16 protein-coding genes and 1 pseudogene are annotated in these 21,006 nt (G+C 70.8%); 11 read left to right on the plus strand and 6 right to left on the minus strand.

Features of this window, described 5'->3' with window-relative positions; all coding sequences use genetic code 11:
* Positions 1-2 precede the first annotated feature (2 nt).
* Entirely contained in the window at positions 3-1,085 is a 1,083-nt protein-coding gene (locus tag OHA21_RS10610; protein ID WP_328472706.1) for a PQQ-dependent sugar dehydrogenase, read from the plus strand.
* Here OHA21_RS10610 and OHA21_RS10615 read toward each other — a convergent pair.
* Positions 1,082-2,218, minus strand: coding sequence for an ROK family transcriptional regulator (locus tag OHA21_RS10615; protein WP_328472708.1), 1,137 nt, complete (start codon positions 2,216-2,218; stop codon positions 1,082-1,084). The genes OHA21_RS10610 and OHA21_RS10615 overlap by 4 nt on opposite strands.
* Positions 2,219-2,314: 96 nt before the next feature.
* Here OHA21_RS10615 and OHA21_RS10620 point away from each other — a divergent pair, with 96 nt between their 5' ends.
* Genes OHA21_RS10620 through OHA21_RS10635 form a run of 4 tightly spaced genes read left to right on the plus strand, consistent with a single transcriptional unit; the run spans position 2,315 to position 7,671 of the window.
* Complete coding sequence (locus tag OHA21_RS10620; protein WP_328472710.1) at positions 2,315-3,211, plus strand: carbohydrate ABC transporter permease; 897 nt, start codon at positions 2,315-2,317, stop codon at positions 3,209-3,211.
* Between the two features lie 11 nt (positions 3,212-3,222).
* On the plus strand, positions 3,223-4,176 hold the full coding sequence (locus tag OHA21_RS10625; RefSeq protein ID WP_328472712.1) for a carbohydrate ABC transporter permease: 954 nt from the start codon (positions 3,223-3,225) through the stop codon (positions 4,174-4,176).
* Between the two features lie 10 nt (positions 4,177-4,186).
* The gene (locus OHA21_RS10630; RefSeq protein ID WP_328472714.1) at positions 4,187-5,557 is read left to right on the plus strand and encodes an ABC transporter substrate-binding protein; all 1,371 of its coding nucleotides are present in this window, start codon (positions 4,187-4,189) and stop codon (positions 5,555-5,557) included.
* Positions 5,554-7,671, plus strand: a complete 2,118-nt coding sequence (locus tag OHA21_RS10635) for an alpha-galactosidase (protein ID WP_328472716.1) — start codon at positions 5,554-5,556, stop codon at positions 7,669-7,671. The genes OHA21_RS10630 and OHA21_RS10635 overlap by 4 nt, the downstream gene beginning before the upstream one ends.
* A 19-nt stretch (positions 7,672-7,690) precedes the next feature.
* On the opposite strand, the gene OHA21_RS10640 is transcribed toward OHA21_RS10635, so the two are convergent.
* Both OHA21_RS10640 and OHA21_RS10645 read right to left on the minus strand, forming a co-directional pair.
* Entirely contained in the window at positions 7,691-9,739 is a 2,049-nt protein-coding gene (locus tag OHA21_RS10640) for a cellulase family glycosylhydrolase (protein ID WP_328472719.1), read from the minus strand.
* A gap of 15 nt (positions 9,740-9,754) precedes the next feature.
* The gene (locus tag OHA21_RS10645) at positions 9,755-10,792 is read right to left on the minus strand and encodes a lytic polysaccharide monooxygenase auxiliary activity family 9 protein (RefSeq protein WP_328472721.1); all 1,038 of its coding nucleotides are present in this window, start codon (positions 10,790-10,792) and stop codon (positions 9,755-9,757) included.
* A 211-nt stretch (positions 10,793-11,003) separates the two neighbouring features.
* On the opposite strand from OHA21_RS10645, the gene OHA21_RS10650 reads away from it, so the two are divergent.
* The 3 genes from OHA21_RS10650 (at position 11,004) to OHA21_RS10660 (ending at position 15,247) form a co-directional block, all read left to right on the plus strand.
* Positions 11,004-12,449: a glycoside hydrolase family 43 protein gene (locus OHA21_RS10650; protein WP_328472723.1), complete on the plus strand. Its 1,446-nt coding sequence runs from the start codon at positions 11,004-11,006 to the stop codon at positions 12,447-12,449.
* Entirely contained in the window at positions 12,446-13,459 is a 1,014-nt protein-coding gene (locus OHA21_RS10655) for a LacI family DNA-binding transcriptional regulator (protein ID WP_328472725.1), read from the plus strand. Before OHA21_RS10650 ends, OHA21_RS10655 begins: the two co-directional genes overlap by 4 nt.
* Positions 13,460-13,834: 375 nt before the next feature.
* Entirely contained in the window at positions 13,835-15,247 is a 1,413-nt protein-coding gene (locus OHA21_RS10660) for a glycosyl hydrolase family 18 protein (protein ID WP_328472727.1), read from the plus strand.
* A gap of 38 nt (positions 15,248-15,285) precedes the next feature.
* On the opposite strand, the gene OHA21_RS10665 is transcribed toward OHA21_RS10660, so the two are convergent.
* Positions 15,286-15,753, minus strand: coding sequence for a GyrI-like domain-containing protein (locus OHA21_RS10665; protein ID WP_328472729.1), 468 nt, complete (start codon positions 15,751-15,753; stop codon positions 15,286-15,288).
* Between the two features lie 59 nt (positions 15,754-15,812).
* Between OHA21_RS10665 and OHA21_RS10670 the strand changes: the two genes are divergently transcribed.
* Positions 15,813-16,487 (plus strand): GNAT family N-acetyltransferase, encoded by a 675-nt coding sequence (locus tag OHA21_RS10670; protein ID WP_328472731.1) that lies wholly within the window; start codon positions 15,813-15,815, stop codon positions 16,485-16,487.
* 272 nt (positions 16,488-16,759) lie between these two features.
* Here the strand turns inward: OHA21_RS10670 and OHA21_RS10675 are convergent.
* Positions 16,760-17,716, minus strand: a pseudogene (locus tag OHA21_RS10675) (serine hydrolase domain-containing protein); the annotation flags it as partial.
* A 68-nt stretch (positions 17,717-17,784) separates the two neighbouring features.
* Between OHA21_RS10675 and OHA21_RS10680 the strand changes: the two are divergent.
* Positions 17,785-18,426 (plus strand): TetR/AcrR family transcriptional regulator, encoded by a 642-nt coding sequence (locus OHA21_RS10680; RefSeq protein ID WP_328472733.1) that lies wholly within the window; start codon positions 17,785-17,787, stop codon positions 18,424-18,426.
* Here the strand turns inward: OHA21_RS10680 and OHA21_RS10685 are convergent.
* Complete coding sequence (locus tag OHA21_RS10685; protein WP_328472735.1) at positions 18,383-19,558, minus strand: MFS transporter; 1,176 nt, start codon at positions 19,556-19,558, stop codon at positions 18,383-18,385. The genes OHA21_RS10680 and OHA21_RS10685 overlap by 44 nt on opposite strands.
* Before the next feature lie 47 nt (positions 19,559-19,605).
* Between OHA21_RS10685 and pdxR the strand changes: the two genes are divergently transcribed.
* Entirely contained in the window at positions 19,606-20,994 is a 1,389-nt protein-coding gene (pdxR, locus tag OHA21_RS10690) for a MocR-like pyridoxine biosynthesis transcription factor PdxR (protein WP_328472737.1), read from the plus strand.
* Positions 20,995-21,006: the final 12 nt, after the last annotated feature.

Genomic DNA, 21,006 nt, shown 5'->3' on the forward strand with positions numbered 1-21,006 from the left:
AGGTGCGTAACAGACTGTGGACGAATGCGGTGGTAGCGGTCCTGCTGACAACAGGCGCCGCCGGATGCGGCAACGACGATGAGGCCTCCGGCGCGCCGCAGACGGCCGCGACCACGCTGCCCGGCCGCGGCGCCGTGGAGGAGGTGGCGCGCGGCATCGACGTACCGTGGGGCCTGACCTTCCTGCCCGGCGGCGACGCGCTGATCGCCGAGCGCGACTCCGGCCGCATCCTGCGCCTGAAACCCGGCGCCGACCCGCAGCAGGTCGCCGAGATCCCCGGGGTCAGCGCGGCCGGCGAGGGCGGCCTGCTGGGCATCGCGGCCTCGCCGCAATTCGCTACCGACAACCTGGTGTACGCCTACTTCACCGCCGCCACCGACAACCGCATAGTCCGGTTCAACCTTGACGGCGGCGAACCCGAGGTCATCTTCGACGGCATCGCGAAGGCCGGCTTCCACAACGGCGGCCGGATCGCTTTCGGCCCCGACGGCCTGCTCTACGCCGGCACCGGCGACGCCGGCGACACCTCCAGCTCGCAGGACCCGGACAGCCCCAACGGCAAGATACTGCGGCTCACCCCGGACGGCGACCCCGCCCCCGGCAACCCGACCGCCTCCTCGCCGGTCTTCAGCCTCGGCCACCGCAACGTGCAGGGCCTGGCCTGGGACGCCGACGGCCGGCTGTTCGCCACCGAGTTCGGCCAGAACGAACTGGATGAGGTCAACCTGATCCGGGCCGGCCGCAACTACGGGTGGCCCGAGGTCGAGGGTGAGGGCGACACCGACGGCGACCGTTTCACGAATCCGCTGGTCACGTGGTCGACGCGGGAGGCCTCGCCGTCCGGCATGGCGATCGCGGGACGGACGGCGTACGTGGCGGCGCTGCGCGGGGAGCGGCTGTGGACGGTGCCGCTGAACGGCGACCAGGTGGGGGAGCCGTCCGCTCAGCTGAACGGCGAGTACGGCCGGCTGCGGACCGTCGAGGTCGCCCCGGACGGCGCGCTGTGGGTGACCACCTCGAACACCGACGGCCGCGGCGACGTCCGCGACGGCGACGACCGCGTCCTGCGCTTCCCGGCCGGTTAGGCGCCGCCGAGGACGTTCTGGATGCCGGCGACTGCGGCGCCGCGGGCCCAGTCGGTGAAGGTGAGCGGCGTGGTGATGATGTCCAGCTCGCATCGCTGCACCTCGGCGGGGCCGGGCCGCAGCCGGTCGGCGATGGCCTCGTGCATCGCCGGGGACGCCGTGAGCGCTGCGACGTCCTCGCCGGCGAGCACGACGCAGGTGGTCTGCAGGGCGCCGGCGAAGGTCGCGACGAGGTGGCCGAGGGCGTGCGCGGCGCCGTCGAGCTGCCGGGTGGACGCGGGGTCGCCGAGCCGGGCCAGTTCGCCGAAGGTGACCGGATGGTGTGCCGCGGCGGACACGTCCTCGCGGTTGAGGTAGGCGGCGACGCAGCCGGCGTGCCCGAGCCCGCATCGCGGCCCGCGCGGGTCGATCGGGGCGTGGGCGAGCAGGTGGCCGTTGTCGATCAGCGCCTCGACGACCACGCCATCACGGACGACGCCGAAGCCCAGGCCGGCGCCGACGGTGATGAGGCCGAACGTGGCGTGGCTGCGGCCGGCGCCGAACCAGAGCTGTTCGCGGGCCAGGGCGGTGACGTCGTTCGTCACGATGACCGGCAGCCCGGTGCGCTGGGTGATCGGGCCGGCCAGGTCGACGTCGCGCCAGCCGAGGAAGGTGCCCTCCCGGACGGTGACCCGGTCGGCGACGACGCCACCGAGGGCGACGCCGATGCCGTCGACCGCCGGCACCCGCCGGGCGAGCCGGCCGGTCAGCTGCGCGATCACCTTGACGGCGCCGTCCACCGGTACGCCTCCGTCCGCCCCCGGTCCCGGCAGCGCCGCCCGCGCGGTGGCCTTCACGTTGCCGAACATGTCGCAGACCACCCCGTACGCGGTGTCGGCCGTGAGTTTGCACCCGACCACGTGCCGCGCCTCGGGGACGGCCGTGAGCACCTGCCGTGGCCGGCCGATCGCGGTCTCCGGTTCGAGCGCCTCCGACGCCATGCCCCGGTCGACCAGCGACCGGGCGAGCCGGGACATCGACGCGTACGAGAGATTCAGCCGGTCGCCGAGGTCCTGGCGGGTGGCCGGGCCGTGGACGAGCAGGTGCCGGGTGACGGCGAACTGTCCCGCGGTGAGCGTCCGCTGAGGCACCATCTGTTCAGTCTACGAAGTGACCGTTGTCACGGCATCGACGCCGGATTATTTTCATTCTGGTTGTAAGTATCCGTGTCCCGACCGCAAGGAGACACGATGGCTACGAGCACTTCCGTACGGTTACGTCCCCGCGACGACACCCGGCTGGCGATCGCCTTCATCGCCCCCGCCCTGATCGGCTTCCTGGTCTTCATGGTCTGGCCGACGTTGCGCGGCATCTACCTGAGCTTCACGAAGTTCAACCTGCTGACCCCGCCCGAGTTCAACGGCCTCGACAACTACGTACGCATGGTCCAGGACCCGGTGTTCTGGAACGCGATGAAGGTGACCGTCTACTACGTGTTCGTCAACATCGTCATCCAGACCGCGTTCGCGCTGGTCATCGCGGTGATGATGCAGCGGCTCACCCGGCGCACCTGGCTGCGCGGGATCGTGCTCACGCCGTACCTGGTCTCCAATGTCGTCGCCGCGATGGTCTTCCTCTGGATCCTGGACTATCAGCTCGGCATCGGGAACCAGATCATCGCCGCGATCGGCATGGAACGCATCGCGTTCCTGTCGTCGGAGGCATGGGTCATCCCGACCATCGCCCTGATCAACGTCTGGCGGCACGTCGGCTACACCGCCCTGCTGATCTTCGCCGGGCTGCAGACCATCCCCGAGACGATGTACGAGGCCGGCCGCATGGACGGCGCCAGCGAGCCCCGGATGTTCCGCAGCATCACCGTGCCGCTGCTGCGCCCGGTCCTCGCCCTGGTCCTGATCATCACCGTGGTCGGGTCGTTCCAGGTGTTCGACACCGTCGCCATCACCACGCGCGGCGGCCCGGTCGACTCCTCCCGGGTGCTGCAGTACTACATCTACGACGTGGCCTTCGGCCGCTTCCAGTTCGGCTACGCCTCCGCGATGTCGGTCGCGCTGCTGCTGGTCCTGGTGATCATCACCTTCGTCCAGTACCGGGTCACCCGGGCCGAATCGTCCGACCTGAACTGAGAGGACTGGCAATGGCCATCGACACCGCCCCGCCGGCCACCACGGTCGGACCCACACCGCCCCCGCGCACTGTCGAACCGCCGGAACCCAGAAGGTTCAGCGTCGGCCGCGCGATCGCCTGGATGTTCATGATCTTCGTCATCCTGGTCAGCCTGTTCCCGTTCTACTGGATGCTGCGTACCGCCCTGTCCAGCAACAACGCCCTTTACGCGGGCAGCGACAGCCTGCTGCCGGTGCAACCGTCGCTGGGTGGCTTCCAGCGTGTCTTCGGCCTGCAGACCGGCCAGGAGGCGATCGACGCCGGCGGCGCCGGGCAACCGATCGACTTCTGGCGCTACCTGTTCAACTCGGTGGTGGTGGCGACCCTGGTCACCGCCGGGCAGGTGTTCTTCTCCGCGATGGCCGCGTACGCCTTCGCCCGGCTGGAATGGCGCCACCGCGAGAAGTGGTTCGCGTTCTTCCTCGGCGGCCTGATGATCCCGGCCATCTTCACGCTGCTGCCCAACTTCGTACTGATCAAGCAATTGGGCCTGGTGGACACGCTGCTCGGCATCGCGCTGCCGAGCATGCTGATGACGCCGTTCGCTGTGTTCTTCCTGCGGCAGTTCTTCCTCGGCATCGCCAAGGAGGTCGAGGAGGCGGCGCTGATCGACGGCGCCTCCAAGGTCCGGGTGTTCTTCCGGGTGATCCTGCCGATGTCCACCGCGCCGATCGCGACGCTGGGGATCCTGACCTACATCTCCACCTGGAACGAGTACTTCTGGGCGCTGATGGTCAGCTATACCGACAAGTCGCGGGTGCTCACCGTCGCCCTCGGGGTGTTCAAGTCGCAGACCCCGCAGACCGGGCCGGACTGGTCCGGGCTGATGGCCGCCACCCTGGTCGCGGCCCTGCCGATGCTGGTGCTGTTCATGGTCTTCGCCAAGCGCATCGTCAACTCCATCGGCTTCAGCGGCATCAAGTGAGGAGGACGCCGTGATCAAGCGAATCCGGGCCGGCGCGGCCGCGCTCACCCTGGGACTGCTCACCGCCGCCTGCGGCAACACCGGCACCGGCACCATCGGCGTCATCGAGTACTGGCTGTGGGACTCCGGCCAGCAACCCGGCTACCAGAAGTGCGCCGACGCGTTCCAGCAGCAGAATCCCGGCCTGAGCGTGCGGATCACCCAGAACGGCTGGGACACGTACTGGTCCAAGCTCACCGCCGGTTTCATCGCCGACACCGCGCCGGACGTCTTCACCGACCATTTGGCCAAGTTCGCGCAGTACGTCGACCTCAAGGTGCTGCGCCCGCTCGACGACCTGGGCCCGACCAGCGATATCAAGGACACCGACTACCAGGAGGGCCTGGCCGAACTCTGGAAGGGCCAGGACGGCAAACGGTACGGCGTACCGAAGGACTGGGACACCGTCGCGATGTTCTACGACCGGGCGGCGATCAAGCAGGCCGGTATCGACGAGGCCGACCTGCGGAACCTCACCTGGAACCCGTCCGACGGCGGCACCTTCGAGAAGCTCGTCGCGCATCTGACGGTCGACGCCAACGGCGTGCGCGGCGACGAACCCGGCTTCGACAAGAACAAGGTCACGATGCACGGCCTCTCCTCCGAAGGCGCTGGCGGCGGTGGCTGGGGACAGACCCAGTGGTCGGCCTTCACCGGCAGCGCCGGCTGGCAGGTGACCGACAAGAACCCCTGGGGTACGCGCTTCAACCTCGACCAGCCGGCCTTCCAGGACACCCTCGACTGGTATTTCGGGCTGGCCGAGAAGGGCTACATGCCGAGCTACGCCGAGATCGGCGGCAGCAACCCGATCGGCACGGACAAACAGATTCAGTCCGGGATCGCCGCCATGGGACTCAGCGGCTCCTGGATGATCTCCACGTTCAGCAAGCTCACCGACGAGTCCGGCGCCAAGCTCGACATCGGTGTCGCGCCGACCCCGATCGGGCCGTCCGGCAAGCGCGCGTCGATGTTCAACGGCCTCGCCGACTCCATCACCACGCTGTCGAAGCAGCCGGACAACGCCGCGAAGTGGGTCAAGTTCATGTCCGGCGCCGAGTGCCAGAACATGATCGCCGACTCCGGGGTGGTGTTCCCGGCCCGGCCGGAGGCCACCGCCCGCGCGATCACCTACAACAAGGAGGAACGCAACCTCGACGTCACCCCCTTCACCGATCAGGTCACCGAGAAGACGACGTTCCTGTTCCCGGTGACCACCAACGCCGCCGACATCACCGCGCTGCTGGTCCCGCGGCTCGACGCCGTCTACCTCGGCGAGGAGCCGGTGTCGTCGCTCACCACGCTCAACGACCAGCTCAACGCCCTGTTCGAGGTAGCCCAGTGAAGCCGCTGCACTGGCGGGCCGCCGGGGTCAGCCTGGTGCTGGACTGCGCCGGGCCCCGGCTGCCCCGGGTGCTGCACTGGGGCGCCGATCTGGGCGCCGCCGGCGATCTGACCGGCCTGGCGGTCACCGCGATCCCGCAGCCGGCCGCCAACACCACCGACGAGGTCGTGCCGGTGAGCCTGCTGCCGGAACAGTCGGCGGGCTGGCTCGGCACGCCCGGGCTGACCGGGCACCGCGACGGCGCGGCGTTCTCCACGTGCTTCACCGTCTTCGACGTGACTGAGCCGGCGGCCCGGCGGCTGACGGTGACCGCTCGTGACAGCGCGGCCGCGCTCTCCCTGCTGCTGGACGTGGAGATGACGGAATCCGGGCTGATCCGGCAGCGGGCCACGCTCACCAACGACGATCCGGCCTCCCTCTTCACGCTCGACGGGCTGCTGCCCACCCTGCCGGTGCCGGCCGAGGCCACCGAACTGCTCGACTTCACCGGCCGCCACCTGCGCGAACGCATTCCGCAACGGCAGCCGTTCAGCGTCGGCACCCGGCTGCGCGACAACCGGCGCGGCCGCACCGGCGCCGACGCGACCATCATCCTGGCTGCCGGAACCCCCGGCTTCAGCTTCGGCGCCGACGAGGTGTGGGGCGTCCATGTGGGATGGAGCGGCAATCACCGTACGCTCGCCGAGCGCACCCCCACCGGAGTGTCGCTGCTCGGCGGCGGCGAACTCCTGCTGGCCGGGGAGGTCCGGTTGCCGCCCGGCGGCACCTACCGGACCCCGTGGCTGTACGGCTCCTACGGCCACGGCCTCGACGAATTGTCCGCCCGGTTCCACCGCTACCTGCGCGCGCGGCCACAGCACCCGCGCTCACCGCGCCCGGTCATCATCAACACGTGGGAGGCCGTCTACTTCGACCACGACCTGACCAAGCTGACCGCCCTGGCCGACGCCGCCGCGCAGGTCGGCGTCGAGCGGTTCGTCCTCGACGACGGCTGGTTCCGGCACCGCCGCAACGACCACGCCGGGCTCGGCGACTGGTACACCGACGACACGGTCTGGCCGAAGGGCCTGCACCCGCTCGTCGACCACGTGCGCCGGCTCGGCATGCAGTTCGGCCTCTGGGTCGAGCCGGAGATGGTCAACCCGGACTCGGACCTGGCCCGCGCCCACCCCGACTGGATCATGGCGACCGGCGGTCGCCGCCCACCGGAGGCCCGCCACCAGCAGGTTCTGGACCTCGGGCACGAGCCGGCCTACGAATATCTGCTCACCCGGCTGGACGCGCTGCTGTCCGAGTACGACATCGCGTACCTGAAGTGGGACCACAACCGCGACCTGATCGAGGCCGGTCACTCGCCCGGCGGTGAGGCCGGTGTGCACAGCCAGACCCGGCAGCTCTACCGGCTCCTGGACGAACTGCGCGACCGGCACCCCGGCGTGGAGATCGAGTCCTGCGCGTCCGGCGGCTCCCGGGTCGACCTGGGCATCCTGGAACGCACCGACCGGGTCTGGACCAGTGACTGCAACGACGCGCTGGAACGCCAGGCCATCCAGCGCTGGACCGGCATGCTGCTGCCACCGGAGATGATCGGCGCGCACGTCGGGCCGACCGTCGCGCACACCACCGGCCGCACGCACACCCTCGACTTCCGGGCCGGGACCGCGCTGTTCGGCCACTTCGGCATCGAATGGGACCTGACCGCGGCGAGCGCGGCCGACCGCGACCGGCTGGCCGCCTGGATCCGGCTCTACCAGCAGCTGCGCGGGCTGCTGCACAGCGGCACGGTGGTGCGCGGCGATCACCCGGATTCGTCGCTGTGGGTGCACGGGGTGGTCGCCGAGGACCGCTCGGAGGCCGTGTACGCCCTGGTCAGCGTGGCCACCGGGGTGTGGTCGCCGCCCGGGCGGGTACGCCTGCCCGGCCTCGAGCCGGGCGCCACGTACCGGATCGCCCCGTTGCCGCCGGGCGATCAGGTGCACGGCCCCACCCTTTCCCCGCTGCCGTGGTGGGCCGATGGCGCCGAGCTGACCGGGCGCACCCTCGAGGTCGCCGGCGTGCATGCCCCGGCGCTGTTCCCGGAGCGGCTGGTGCTGGTGCGGGCCACCCGGCGCTGACGCCGGGTGGCCCGCCGGGTCAGCCCGCGGTGCCGGTCACCGTGGTGCCGGCCCGGGTGATGGCGTACGTGAGCTTCGCGCCGCTCCAGAAGTGGAAGGTGAGCGTCACCGGCCCGTCGTTGACCTCGGCGAAGAACTCCGGCTTCAGGATGATCGTGCCGGCGGTGTAGTCGGGCTGGAAGTGCGTCCAGAACTCCTTGTACGACGTCCAGCTCGCCGGCCCGGCGTTGCTGCCGTCGGCGTACTTGGCTTCCATGGTGGCCAGCTGGTCACCGCGGAACTGGGTGGGGATGGCGAACGAGCTGGTGGTGCCGGTGGTGTTCGCCTGGGCCGGGGGGTCGGAGCTGATGATGCTGATCGGCCACGGCACCCCGGCGGAGAACCGGGCCTCCAGGGTGGCGTTGACCCCGTACGCCCGGTCGCCGGCCAGCCGCGTCACGGCCGCCGCGGTCAGGGTGAGCGTGCTGCCGGACACCGTGTAGTCGCTGCCCTGGACCAACCGGGTGCCGCCCTGCCACAGGCCCTCGAACGTGGTGCCGTTGAGATTCAGGGTCAGCGTCTTCGCGGTGATCGCGCCGGTACGCGGCACGTACACCTGGTCGGAGGACGCGGTGCCGGAGCGGGTCGTCCAGCCGGCCTTCATCATGGCGAACACGCCCGGGTCCCGCTGCTGCAGCGTGCTGCGGTTGAGGAACTGGCCGGCGTCCCAGACCATCGTGGTCAGGTCCCGGATCCGGGCGTGGTAGCTGAACGCCTCGATGAACTTGAGGAACTCGCCGCGCTCGATCACCCCGGGCCGGTTGTGGTCCCAGTTGAGCAGCGCCCATTCGCCGACGATGACCGGGATGCCGCGCTCCACGAAACTGTCGTGCACCCGGTCGAAGGTGCTGATCAGGTCCTGCTCGACCTCGGCGTTGTACCGGGTGCCGCCGGCGATGTTGACGCTGAACGGCCAGAACCCGTAGAAGTGCACGGTCGCGGCCAGATTCGGGTCGTCCAGCTCGTCGAAGGTGGCGTTCAGCGCGTCCAGCCGGCCCTGGTCGGCGTTGGTGTACAGGGTCGGCAGCACCAGCAGCCGGGTGGCGTTGGCGCCGCCGGAAGAGCGCACCATCCGTACGAAAGAGGTGTTCAATTCGTCGAGCAGCCGGTAGTTCTCCGCGTCGTCGGCGGTGCCGGTGAACGTCGGCTCGTTGATGCTCTCGAACACCAGCTTCGGCGAGTGATCGCGGAACGTGCTGCTGAGCTGGGTCCACAGCTTCGTGTAGCGGTTCGCCACCGTGGTCCGGTCGGTGGGGTACGTGTTGATCCACTGCCAGGAGTCGTGATGCAGATTGATCATCACGTAGAAGCCCTCGGCCAGGGACCAGTCGACGATCTGCTTGACCCGGTTCAGCCAGGCCGCGTCGATCGTGTAGTCCGGCGCCGGGCCGTGGTGGTTGCTCCAGGTGACCGGCAGCCGGATGCTGTTGTAGCCCTGCGAGCGCACGTGCCGCAGCAGCGCCTGGGTGGTCAGCGGGTTGCCCCAGGCGGTCTCGTCGGGGATCGCGTCGAGCGTGTTGCCCAGGTTCCAGCCGGGCTGCATCGCGGCCACGGTCGCCGCGGCGTCGGCCGGCGGCACCGAGGTCGACGGGGACGGCGACGGCGAGGTGGGCACTGTTCCGGTGCAGGCGGTGCCGTTGAGGGCGAACGAATCCGGCACCGGGTTGCTGCCCGACCAGGACCCGTTGAAGCCGAAGGACACGCTCGCGCCGGTCGCGATCGCCGCGTTGTAGCTCGCGTTGGTGGCGGTGACCCGGTGCCCGGTCGCGGTGGCCGTCGCGTTCCAGGCCTGGGTGACCTTCTGGCCGGCCGGGAACGTCCACTCCAGCCGCCAGCCGTTGACCGCGTCGCCGAGGTTGGCGACGGTGACGTTCGCGGTGAAGCCACCCTGCCACTGCGCGGCGACGGTGTACGTCACCCGGCACCCGGCCGCCGCGTACGCGCTGATCGCGGTCATCATCCAGGCCACCAGCAGGGCGGCCACGCCGCCCGCGACCAGGGCGGATCGTCGTGGTATCTGTCGCATCATCGGTACGGGCTCCTTCTACCGGGCGGTTGCGGTGCAGCTGAGGGCGGGTGCGCCGTTGACGCCGAGCCAGGTGCCCATCACCCCGAAGGAGGCTGTGGCACCGGCGGCGAGGTCGCCGTTGTAGCCGACGTTGCGGGCGGTCACCCGTGGACCGTCCGAGGTGACCTGGGCGTTCCACGACTGGCCGACGGTCTGCCCGTCCGGGAACACCAGCGTCACTGTCCAACCGCGGATCGCGGCCTGACCGGCGGTCACCGTGACGTCGCCCTGGAAGCCGCCGGCCCACTGCCCGGCGGCCGACCAGCGGGCCGTGCAGCCGTCGTTCTCGCCCGGCGGCGGGGGCGGGGGCGTCGTCGGGTCCGGGGTCCCGCCGGGGAATCGGACGTCGGAGCACATGTAGTAGTTCTGGTCGGCGTGGCCGGCGCGCCAGACGGCGAACACGATGTGCCGGCCGGTGCGGCCGGGGGCGCTGATCTCGTACGAGTAGGAGACGCCGTTCAGGATCGGGTCGGTCGTGGTCGGGCCCTCGGCCGGGAACGGGCCGGTGTCCTTGACCAGTTCCAGGTCGCTCCAGCGCAGCCGCTGGGTCAGCGGGTCGAAGCCCTGCTTGGACACGTAGATGCGGACGTACGCGGCGCCGTGCCGGGCCTGGTCGTGCATCGTCCAGGTGAAGGTGTTCGCCACGTCCCGGGCCCGCCACCGGCCCGGGGTGTCCAGGGCGGCGTAGGTCGGGTCGCCACCGCCGCACAGCTGCCCGTCCGGGACCCGCGCCGGGTGATCGTCGCGGACGTTGTCCTGGATGAGACCGTTCCAGGTCCACATCGCGGCCGGGTTGCCCTGCCAGGCCTGCCAGCACATCGGATCCTGGGTGGCCATGATCGGGTTCTGCCAGTCGGTGTCCCACCGGCGGGCGCACTCGTAGTGACGCGACGGCGGGTCGATCGCCGATCCATGCGCCTCGGCGGGCCGGGCGTCGATCAGCAGGAAGGTGAGCAGGGACAGGGCGATGGCCGCGATGGTGATTCGCCTTCGCGGCGTGGCTAATGAGGACACGGAGCCTCCAGCACTCGGTGCGGGTGTGTGGGTGCGGATGCTTGCCTCGGCATCCGCGGAAACGCTGCGCGGCTCCTCGCAACGCTTCGAAACTTTCTGGGCGGGACACTACGTGTTTCGAAGACGGCAGTCAATGAAAGCATTGACTGAGGTGGACGAATGCGCATACGGTCCGACAACGTCACCTGAAACTTTCTTCGGAGGCTCGACGTTGGCCAGCCCTGTACTGCCCGGCTTCTATCCGGACCCGAGCATCTGCCGGGTGGGCGAGGACTACTACCTCGTCTGCTCCAGCTTCGAGTACTTTCCCGGTCTGCCGGTCTTCCACAGCCGCGACCTGCTGAACTGGACGCAGCTCGGCAACGCCCTCGACCGGCCGGAGCAGCTGCGCCTGCCGGCGGGCACGACGTCGTCCGGCGGGCTCTACGCGCCGACGCTGCGGCATCACGACGGCCGCTTCCACCTGATCGTCACGAACGTCAACGACGGTGGCAACAAGCTCTACACCGCCACCGACCCGGCTGGCCCGTGGTCCGACCCGATCCCGCTGCGGGGAGTGCCCGGCATCGACCCGGACCTGGCGTGGGACGAGGACGGCAACTGTTACTGCACCGTCGCCGGGGTCAGCCAGGTGCGCCTCGATCCCCGCACGGGCGAGACGCTCGGTTCCCCGTACCCCATCTGGTCCGGATCCCCGGCGGCCAAGGCGCCCGAGGCGCCGCACCTGTACCGCATCGGTGAGTACTGGTATCTGGTGATCGCCGAAGGCGGCACCGAACGCTGCCACAGCGTCGCGGTCGCGCGCGGCCGCACCCCGGCCGGGCCGTTCGAGCCGTGCCCGGCCAACCCGATCCTGACCCACCGCGGCACCGACCACCCGGTCCAGAACACCGGGCACGCCGACCTGGTCCAGGCCCCGGACGGCTCGTGGTGGATGGTGCTGCTCGGCGCGCGGCCGCGCGGTGGCACGCCCGGCTGGCACGTGCTCGGCCGCGAGACGTTCCTGGCGCCGGTCACCTGGGTCGATGACTGGCCGGTCGTCGGAGAGCTCACCGCATCAAAACCCGGCATCGGTACGCGCAGCCACGACGACTTCGACACCGCCGACCTGCACCCGCGCTGGATCTCGCCGCGGCACCGGCCCGTCGAGCGGTACACCACCAAGGACCGCAGCGGGTGGCTGACCCTGCACGCCGGGCCCGGCACCCTCGACGACCTGGACGTCACCTTCCTCGGGCTGCGGCAGCAGGATCACACCTGCCGGATCCGGGTCCGTCTCGACGCCTCCGAAGGCCGTGGTGGGCTGGCTGTCCGGCTCGACGAACGCCACCACTACGAGGTGGAGGCGGCCGCGGGCCACGTCGCGGCGCGGGCCCGGATCGGGCCGCTCAGATCTGTCGCCGGCGACCGGGAAGTGCCCGACGGCCCGGTCGTCCTGCGGATCGACATCACCCCCGCACCTGTGCAGGATCCGCGGGACGGCCCGGACACGGTCGTTCTCGGCGTCGAGGGGCCGGACGGCGTGTTCCACGTGCTCGCCGAGCTCGACGGCCGCTACCTGTCGACCGAGGTCGCCGGCGGATTCACCGGGCGGGTGATCGGCATGTACGCGGTCTCCGGCACGGTGCACTTCGACTGGCTGGACTACACGTCGTGAGTGCGGGCGACCCGTCCCGGCCGGTGACGATCTCCTACATCGCGGAGACGGCCGGCGTCTCGGTGCCGACCGTCTCCAAGGTGATCAACGGGCGGTCCGGGGTGGCGGCGGACACCCGGGCCCGGGTCGAGGCGCTGATCAGCGCGTACGGCTACCGCAAATCCACCCCGCCGGCCCGCAGCAACACGCTCGAACTGGTCTTCGAGCAGATCGAAAGCCTGTGGGGCGTCGAGATCATCCGCGGGGTGCAGCAGGCCGCCCGCCGGCACCGGCTGGGCGTCGTGCTGTCCGAGTTCGGGCCGGACGGCAGCACCATCCGCTACTGGATCGACGGGGCGGTGTCGCGCCGGCCGGTGTGCGTGGTGACCGTCGCCCAGCTGTCCCGGCAGGAACGCGACCAGCTGCGGGCGCAGGGCATCCCGTTCGTGGTCTTCGACCCGACCTCCGAGCTGCCGGACGACGTGCCGTTCGTCGGGGCGACGAACTGGTCCGGCGGGCGGGCGGCCACCCGGCACCTGATCGACCTGGGGCACCGGCGGATCGCGATGGTCGGCGGGCCGGACCGGGTGTTGTTCTGCAGTGCGCGGTTCGACGGGTATCGGTCGGCGCTGGAGGCGGCGGGGCTCTCGGTGGATCCGGCGCTCGTCGTGCGTACCGATCTGACTCAGGAAGGCGGCCGGGAGGCTGCGCGTGACCTGCTTGCCCGGCCGGACCGGCCGACCGCCGTCTTTGCCTGCAACGACCTGCAGGCGCTGGGTGTCTATCAGGCGGCGCGGGAGGTGGGGCTGCGGATTCCGGACGAGCTGAGCGTGGTCGGGTTCGATGATCTGCCGGTGACCGAGCTGGTGGATCCGCCGTTGACCACGGTTCACCAGCCGCTTGCCGAGATGGCGGTGGCGGCCACCGAGATGGCGCTCGCCCTGGGGCGGGGGGAGAGCCCGGCGCAGATCGGGGTGGAACTGGCGACCACCCTCACCGTTCGGTCAAGTACGGGGCCGCCGGCACGGTAGGGAGCTTTCGGGGCCGGGGTCTCGCCGTCGTCCGTTTGTTCCAGAGCCGGCAGCCGACCGCTGCCGAATGCGGCCATGCCCGCTGCGGGTGTTCCGGCGAAAGCGGCCACACCCGCAGCGGGTGTGCTTACACCCGCTGCGGGTGTGCTGCCGTTTCGCAAACCATGCGACTCACGGGCAGCCGTAACTCCTCGCCGAACCCCCACGACCCGTTCGCAGACGCCGATACAGCGCCGGCGCCGGGCCGGTCACCGCTCGGCCCGGACCCGGCATTCGCGATCTTGTGGACTTCCGGCACACCGTCATCGTGGAAGTCCACACCAACGCTGAGCGTCATCTATTTACATCTTCAGTAAACAGTCCTAATAATTGGCCATGCGTCGATCCGCGATCCTTGCCGCGGCGGCTGCCCTGGCCGCCGCATGCTCACTTGTCTATGTCGCCACCATGGCGAGCGCCGCCGCGGCCTGCGCTTCCGCCTGGAGCGCGTCCGCCGTCTACGTCAAGGACAACGTCGTCTCCAAGGGCGGCAACAACTACACCGCGAAGTGGTGGACCCAGGGTGAGGACCCGGTCCTGAAGAGCGGCCAGTGGGACGTCTGGATCAACAACGGCGCGTGCGGTGGCACGACGAACCCGTCGCCGTCCCCGTCCCGCTCGTCCGCGTCACCGTCGCCTTCACCGTCCGCGTCGCCGAGCGTGAGCCCGAGCCCGAGCACCAGCCCGAGCACCAGCCCGAGCACCCCGATCCCGGTCGGTGGCCTGCCCAAGCACGCGCTCATCGGCTACCTGCACTCCAGCTTCGCCAACGGCTCCGGCTACCTGCGGATGGCCGACGTGCCCGCCGACTGGGACATCATCAACCTGGCCTTCGGTGAGCCGACCACGGCGACCTCCGGCGACATCCGGTTCAGCCTCTGCCCGGCCACCGAGTGCCCGGGCGTGGAGACCGAGGCCGAGTTCATCGCGGCGATCAAGGCCAAGCGCGCCGCCGGCAAGAAGGTGCTGCTCTCCATCGGCGGCGCGAACGGCCAGGTCCAGCTGACCACCACCGCAGCGCGCGACAAGTTCGTCAGCTCGGTCAGCGCGATCATCGACAAGTACGGCCTGGACGGCGTCGACATCGACTTCGAGGGTCACTCGCTCTCGCTGAACACCGGCGACACCGACTTCAAGAACCCGACCACCCCGGTGATCGTCAACTTGATCAACGCGGTGAAGAGCCTGAAGGCCCGCTACGGCGCCGGCTTCGTGCTCACCATGGCCCCGGAGACGTTCTTCGTCCAGCTCGGCTACCAGTACTACGGCTCCGGGCCGTGGGGTGGCCAGGACCCGCGCGCCGGCTCGTACCTGCCGGTGATCCACGCCCTGCGCAACGACATCACCGTGCTGCACGTCCAGGACTACAACTCCGGTTCGATCATGGGCCTGGACAACCAGTACCACTCGATGGGCGGCGCCGACTTCCACATCGCGATGACCGACATGCTGCTCGCCGGCTTCCCGGTGGCCGGCAACACGGCCAACGTGTTCCCCGCGCTGCGCGAGGACCAGATCGCGTTCGGCGCGCCCAGCTCGGTCAGCGCCGGCAACGGCTACGTCTCGCCGCCCGGCGTCCAGCAGGCGGTGAACTGCCTGGTCAAGGGCACGAACTGCGGCAGCTACACCCCGCGCAGCGGCACCAACCCGAACTTCCGTGGACTGATGACCTGGTCGATCAACTGGGACAAATTCTACGGATGGGAGTTCCGGAACAGTCACGAGCCGTTCCTGAACGCCCTGGGCTGAGCCCGACCCGGGGGCCCGGCTCACCGGGCCCCCGGTTGTCACGCCAGCCGGATCGCCAGCTCGATCTGCCAGCGGGTCTTCATCCGCTCGGTGCGGGGATCGGTGAGGTACTCCTCGTAGCGGCAGCCGAACCGGTCGCCGGACGGGTCCTCCACGACGTCCATCGTCAGGCCCTGCGCCCGGATCCACTCCAGCAACGTGCGGTTCGCCCGCCGCCCGTGGCCTACGTAGACCATCCGCGCGTACCGGCCGGCCGGGAGCACCCCCGCGGTGATCCGGCCGTCAGCCTGCACCGGCTCGCCGGTGAGCGCGCCGACCTCGACCTCCATCGGCCCGGCCATGTCGATCACGTGCAGCCGGAAGAAGAGGTTGCCGGGCCGGTCGTACAGCTCCTTCATCAGCTGGTCGCGGACGGCGAACATTCCGCGGAACGGCGTCACCGTACGAATACCCGCGTAGTGCCGCTCATCCTTGGTGACGACCGCCGGCGCCTCGATGATCTCCATGACGATCGATCCTCTAATTTTCAGCGCCATCCGGCTACCCCGGCGTACCCTCGCCCGGCATGGAAGTGTTGACGCCGCGCCTGCGGCTGGTGCCGGTCGGTCCGGCGAACGCCGCTGATCTGTGGCTCGTGCACGCCGACGATGAGGTGTGGCGCTGGTATGAGGGCGCGAAGCCGACCCTGGAGCAGGCCCGGCAGCGCGCGGCGGAGATGGGTGAATCGTGGCGCCTGCACGGCGTACACAAATGGATCGCCTATGACCGGGTGACCGGCGAGGTCGTCGGGCGTGGTGGGCTGTCGCGCACGCCGGTCGACGACGATTGGGGGCGGATCTACGCCTTCCTTCCGGATTTTCCCTGGGTCCGTGCCGTTCATGAGAGCCGGGATCCCTTTCCTGCGCACGCGGACTGGGTCGAGCTCGGCTGGGCGCTGCGCCACGAGTTCTGGGGGCGCGGTTACGCGGCGGAGATCGGCCAGGCCGGTCTGGCGTATGCCTTCGACGTCCTCCGCGCCCAGGCCGTGGTCTCGTGCGCGGAGCGGGACAACGTGCGGTCGCGCGCCGTGATGCAGCGGATCGGCATGCGGTACGCAGGCGAGATCGACCCCTACGCGGTGTCCGTCCTGCTGCGGGCCGAGTGGACCGCGGCGCCGACGCGGGCGAGTGCCAGCGCGCAGGCGAGCACGATGACCGCCACGATGGACCAGCCGATGTCCGGCGTCCACAACAGGGCCTGACCGAGGTCGCCGCCCAGCATGCCGGGTATCGCCGCGACACCGCCGGCGACAACCGCGCAACCCGCGACCACCATGATGACCCGGCTGCGGCGCACTCGTCCCCGCGGCCGGACCAGCCGGACCACTGACCACACGACGCCTCCCAGCAGCATCGCTGCCACCGCGAGCAGCGCGTAGGGCGCCCCGTCGAGCAGCGGATCGCCGCCGGGGGCCGGCATCGGTGCGGCGCCGAGCGTGAGGCGGGCGAGGTCGAACGCCGCGGCGGCGAGCCGCCCGTCCATGCCCAAGCTGTAGCTGTTGGCCAGGACGATCACCGCGATGCCGGAGTCGGGCACCAGCACGAGGTGGGCGAAATAGCCCGGAGTCGCGCCGGCATGCCAGACGAGGCGATCACCGGTGCCGTCGAGGCGGCTCGTGCGCCAGCCGAGGCCGTACTGCCCGCCGTTGCCCGTGTCGACCAGGCCCTCCGGCGGCGGGAGCCGGAGCTGGGCCGCAGCGAACCGGCTCATGTCTTCCAGGCTCGCCGCGAGGTATCCGTACGGCACGCCCGAGGTGTCATACCCGGCGTCGAACCGGCGCGGCTGCCCGAACCAGTACCTATGCCCGGCAGGCAGCCCGACCCGCGATGCCTCCTCCGCCGTGGTCGCCGAGTGCGTCATGCCGAGCGGATCCAGCACCTCCCGATGCAGGAAGTCGCCGAACGACTGACCGCTGACCTCCTCGACCAGCGCGCCGAGAACCATGTAGTTGGCGTCGCTGTACTCGTGCGCCGTACCCGGCACGCTCTTCGGCCGCACGGAAGCGAGATCGCGCACCGAGCGGGCGAGCCCGTCGGCGCTGTTGTCGAAGCGGTCGGTGCGCGAGGCCCACTGCGCCAGGCCGCTGGTGTGGGTGAGCAGGTGCCGCACCGTGACGCCGTCGGCGCCGCCGGCGAGCTGGAACCAGGGCAGATGCTGGCGGACCAGATCGTCGAGCCCGACGCGGCCCGCCTCCACCAGCCGCATCACCGCCGTCGCGGTGACCGGTTTGGAGACCGAGCCGATCAGGAACGGGGTCTGCGCGGTCACCTCGCCCAGGGTCGCCTGCGAGATCACCCCGTCGCGGCCGACGACCGCGTACGCCAGCCCGGGGATCCGGTTGGCGACGCGATACTCCCGCATGTAGGTGTCGATGTCGGCGGTGGGCACCTGGGGCGTCACTGCCATGAGGATCGCTACCAGCCACTTCATCCACGGGCCTCCAAAACCATATGGCGATACGATTATCGAGATATACCGTACCGGTATATGGTTATGCAATGGCTCGCACCGCCGATCACGAAGCCCGCCGCCGCCAGGTCGCCGCCGCGGTCGAACACCTCGTCGCCACCGACGGCTTCGGCGCGGTCACCGTGGCCCGCACCGCCGCCGAGGCCGGCATCTCGGTCGGGCTGGTGCAGCACTACTTCCCGACCAAGGACGACATGCTGCTGCACGCGTTCACGCAGCTCCGGGCCCGGATCGAGGAGCGGGTCCTGGCCGACGCGGACAGCGCCGACAAGGCCGGCGCCCGGATCGAGCAGATCCTGCTCGGCGTCCTGACCGAACTGCTGCCGCTCGACGAGCGCCGGCGACGCGAGTGCCGGGTCGAGCTCGCCTACACCGGCCGGACCGTGGACAACCCGCGGCTGGCCGAGGCGCTGGGGCAGAGCAACGCCCAGGTCCGGGCCCGTCTTGCGCAGGCGGTCCACAACGGCAAGGAGTGCGGCGAGGTGGAGCCCGGCGTCGACGAGCAGGCTGCGGCGGCGGGGCTGCTCGCCATGGTCGACGGGCTCAAGCTGCATGCGTACAGCGAGCCGGCCGCGATCACCGAGCAGGCCGCCCGGTCCGCGCTGGCCGGCCAGCTCGCCGGGATCTTCACCGGCACGTGCCATCACCGGCGGAGCGGTCGCGACGGATGAGCACGAACGCCGGGAGCATCACGACCGCGGTGAGCAGAAACGCCGCGGGGTATCCGGCCGATGCGGCGACCAGCCCGGCGCCCAGTGCCCCGGCGGCCATTCCCAGGTCGTAGGCGGCGTTCCAGATCGCGCTCACCGCGCCCTCGCCGCCGTCCGCGGCATGCGCGTACATCAGGGTCAGCGTCGCGTTCTGCAGCACCCCGAAGCCGGCGCCGAAGACCAGCGCGCCACCGATCACCGCGGCCGGCACGCTGGTGCAGGCCAGCGCGGCCATGCCGGTCGCGGCCAGGAGCAGGCCGGGGGCGAGTTGGCGCGCGTTGCCGTATCGATCACCGAGGCGCCCGGCGACCCACCGGGCCAGGGTGGCAGCCGCGGGCTGGGCCAGCAGCGCGGCCACGGCCACGCAGGCCGAGGCGCCGCCGACGGCCAGCGGCAGGAAGGTGACCAGGACTCCGGCTGCCGCCGTCGAGACTGCAAAGATCAAACTCGGGCGTACGAGCATCGCGTTCCTGAGTCCTGCGATCACACTCTGACCGCTCCCGGTCGTGACCGGCGCCGCGAATCGCGGCAGTCCGGGCACGCACAGAACGGCTCCTAACGGAACCGCTGCCGCCACGGCGAACACCGGCGCGAACCCCCAGTGCGTGGCCACCCAGACGCCGGCCGGCAGGGCGAGCAGGTTCGGCAGCCCGCAGACCACCCCGGCGAGCGCGAGTCCCTCACCGCGCCGATCGGCCGGGATGAGCTTCGCCGTGATCGCGTTCGTGATGACCGCGCAGATCGCGAACCCGGCACCGCGGACCACGCTCACCGCGATGATCACCGCGGTGCTGTCACTGACCGTCAGGGCGATCGTCGGGGCGCCGAGCAGAACCAGCCCGATGCCCAGCGCCGAGCGGTATCCGACCCGGGACACCAGCCGTGGCGTTGCCAGTCCGGCAGCGACGGTGGCCAGCAACAGCGCGACCGTCGCCAGGCCGGCGTTGCCCGCGCCCGCCGAGCCGCTCTGCTCCGCGAGCATCGGCACCACCGACAGCGGCAGGTAGAAGGCGATTGCCGAGGCCGCGATCGCGGCGAAGCACCGCAGCAGGGCGGGGGAGAGCAACTGAGGGGTACGCACGTCGGTGGTCATGACTTCGACGCTAGGAGCGAACCGGACCCCTGATAAGGTCCGGTTTCATGCCTGTGGAGTGGGCCGGTTCGAGCCCCGAGCTGCTCGTGACGATCGATCGCGACGGTCGTACCGGGCTTCGGTCGCAGCTCGAGAATCAGTTGCGTGACGCCATCCGCACCGGCCGCCTCGCCGCCGGCGAGCGGTTGCCCTCCTCCCGGGAGCTGGCCCGCACGCTGGGCCTGTCCCGCGGCTTGGTCCAGGACTGCTACGCGCAGTTGCAGGCCGAGGGCTACCTGACCAGCCGTCCCGGATCCGCCACCCGGGTGGCCGCGGTCACCCGGCCGGAGGCGCCCCCGCCCGCGCCGGCCGCCGCGCCGCCGGCCCGGATGATCGCCGACTTCCGGCACGGCGTGCCCGACCTGCGGCTCGCACCCCGCGAGGACTGGGCGTGGGCGGTCCGCGAGGTCTGCCGGACCGCGCCGAACACCGCCTTCGACTACGGCGACCCGCTCGGCGACCCCGGCGCCCGCGAGGTGATCGCCGCCTACCTGCGCCGGGTCCGGGCCGTCACCGCCACCGCCGACCAGGTGGTCCTCTGCTCCGGCATGGCTCAGGGCCTCGGCCTGGTCCTGCGCGTGCTCGCCGGGCGCGGCATCGACACCGTCGCCTACGAGGACCCGGGCACCGCCCCGGCAACGGCCGCCGTGCCCGTACCGGTGCCGGTCGACGCGGACGGCCTCGACGTCGCCGCCCTCGACCGCACCCCGGCCCGCGCCGTCGTCGTCACCCCGGCCCATCAGTGGCCCACCGGGGTGGCGCTGGCCGGACCCCGCCGCCAACAGCTGATCGCCTGGGCCCGCCGCCGCGACGGCGTGATCATCGAGGACGACTACGACGCCGAGTTCCGCTACGACCGCGACCCGGTCGGCTCACTGCAGGGCCTGGCCCCGGACCACGTCGTCTCGCTGGGCACGGTCAGCAAATCCCTGGCCCCGGCCCTGCGCCTCGGCTGGCTGGTCGCCCCGCCGCCGCTGCTCCCCGCCCTGGCCCGGGCCAAGCACCTGGCCGACCGCGGCGGCCCGACCCTGGACCAGATGGCGCTCGGCCTGCTCATCGAATCCGGCCGCTACGACCGCAGCCTGCGGCGAGCCCGCACCGAGTACGCCGCCCGCCGCGCCGTCCTGCTCGACGCCCTGATTCGGCACGTGCCCGGACTGCCGGTGACCGGGCTGGCCGCCGGCTTCCACGCCGTCCTGCACCTGCCGGGCGGCACCGATGAGCGGCAGGTCATCGACGAGGCCCGGCGGCGCGGGGTCGGCCTCTACGGGATGGCCGGTATGCGCCACGGCACCCGCGCCGCCGCCCCGCAACTCGTCCTCGGCTTCGGCGACACACCGCGACACGCCATTGAACCCGGCGTCGCCGCCATCGCGGACCTTCTCCTATCGGAGTAACCGTGGTTACAT

This window comes from Actinoplanes sp. NBC_00393 (genome assembly GCF_036053395.1).
Lineage (GTDB): Bacteria > Actinomycetota > Actinomycetes > Mycobacteriales > Micromonosporaceae > Actinoplanes.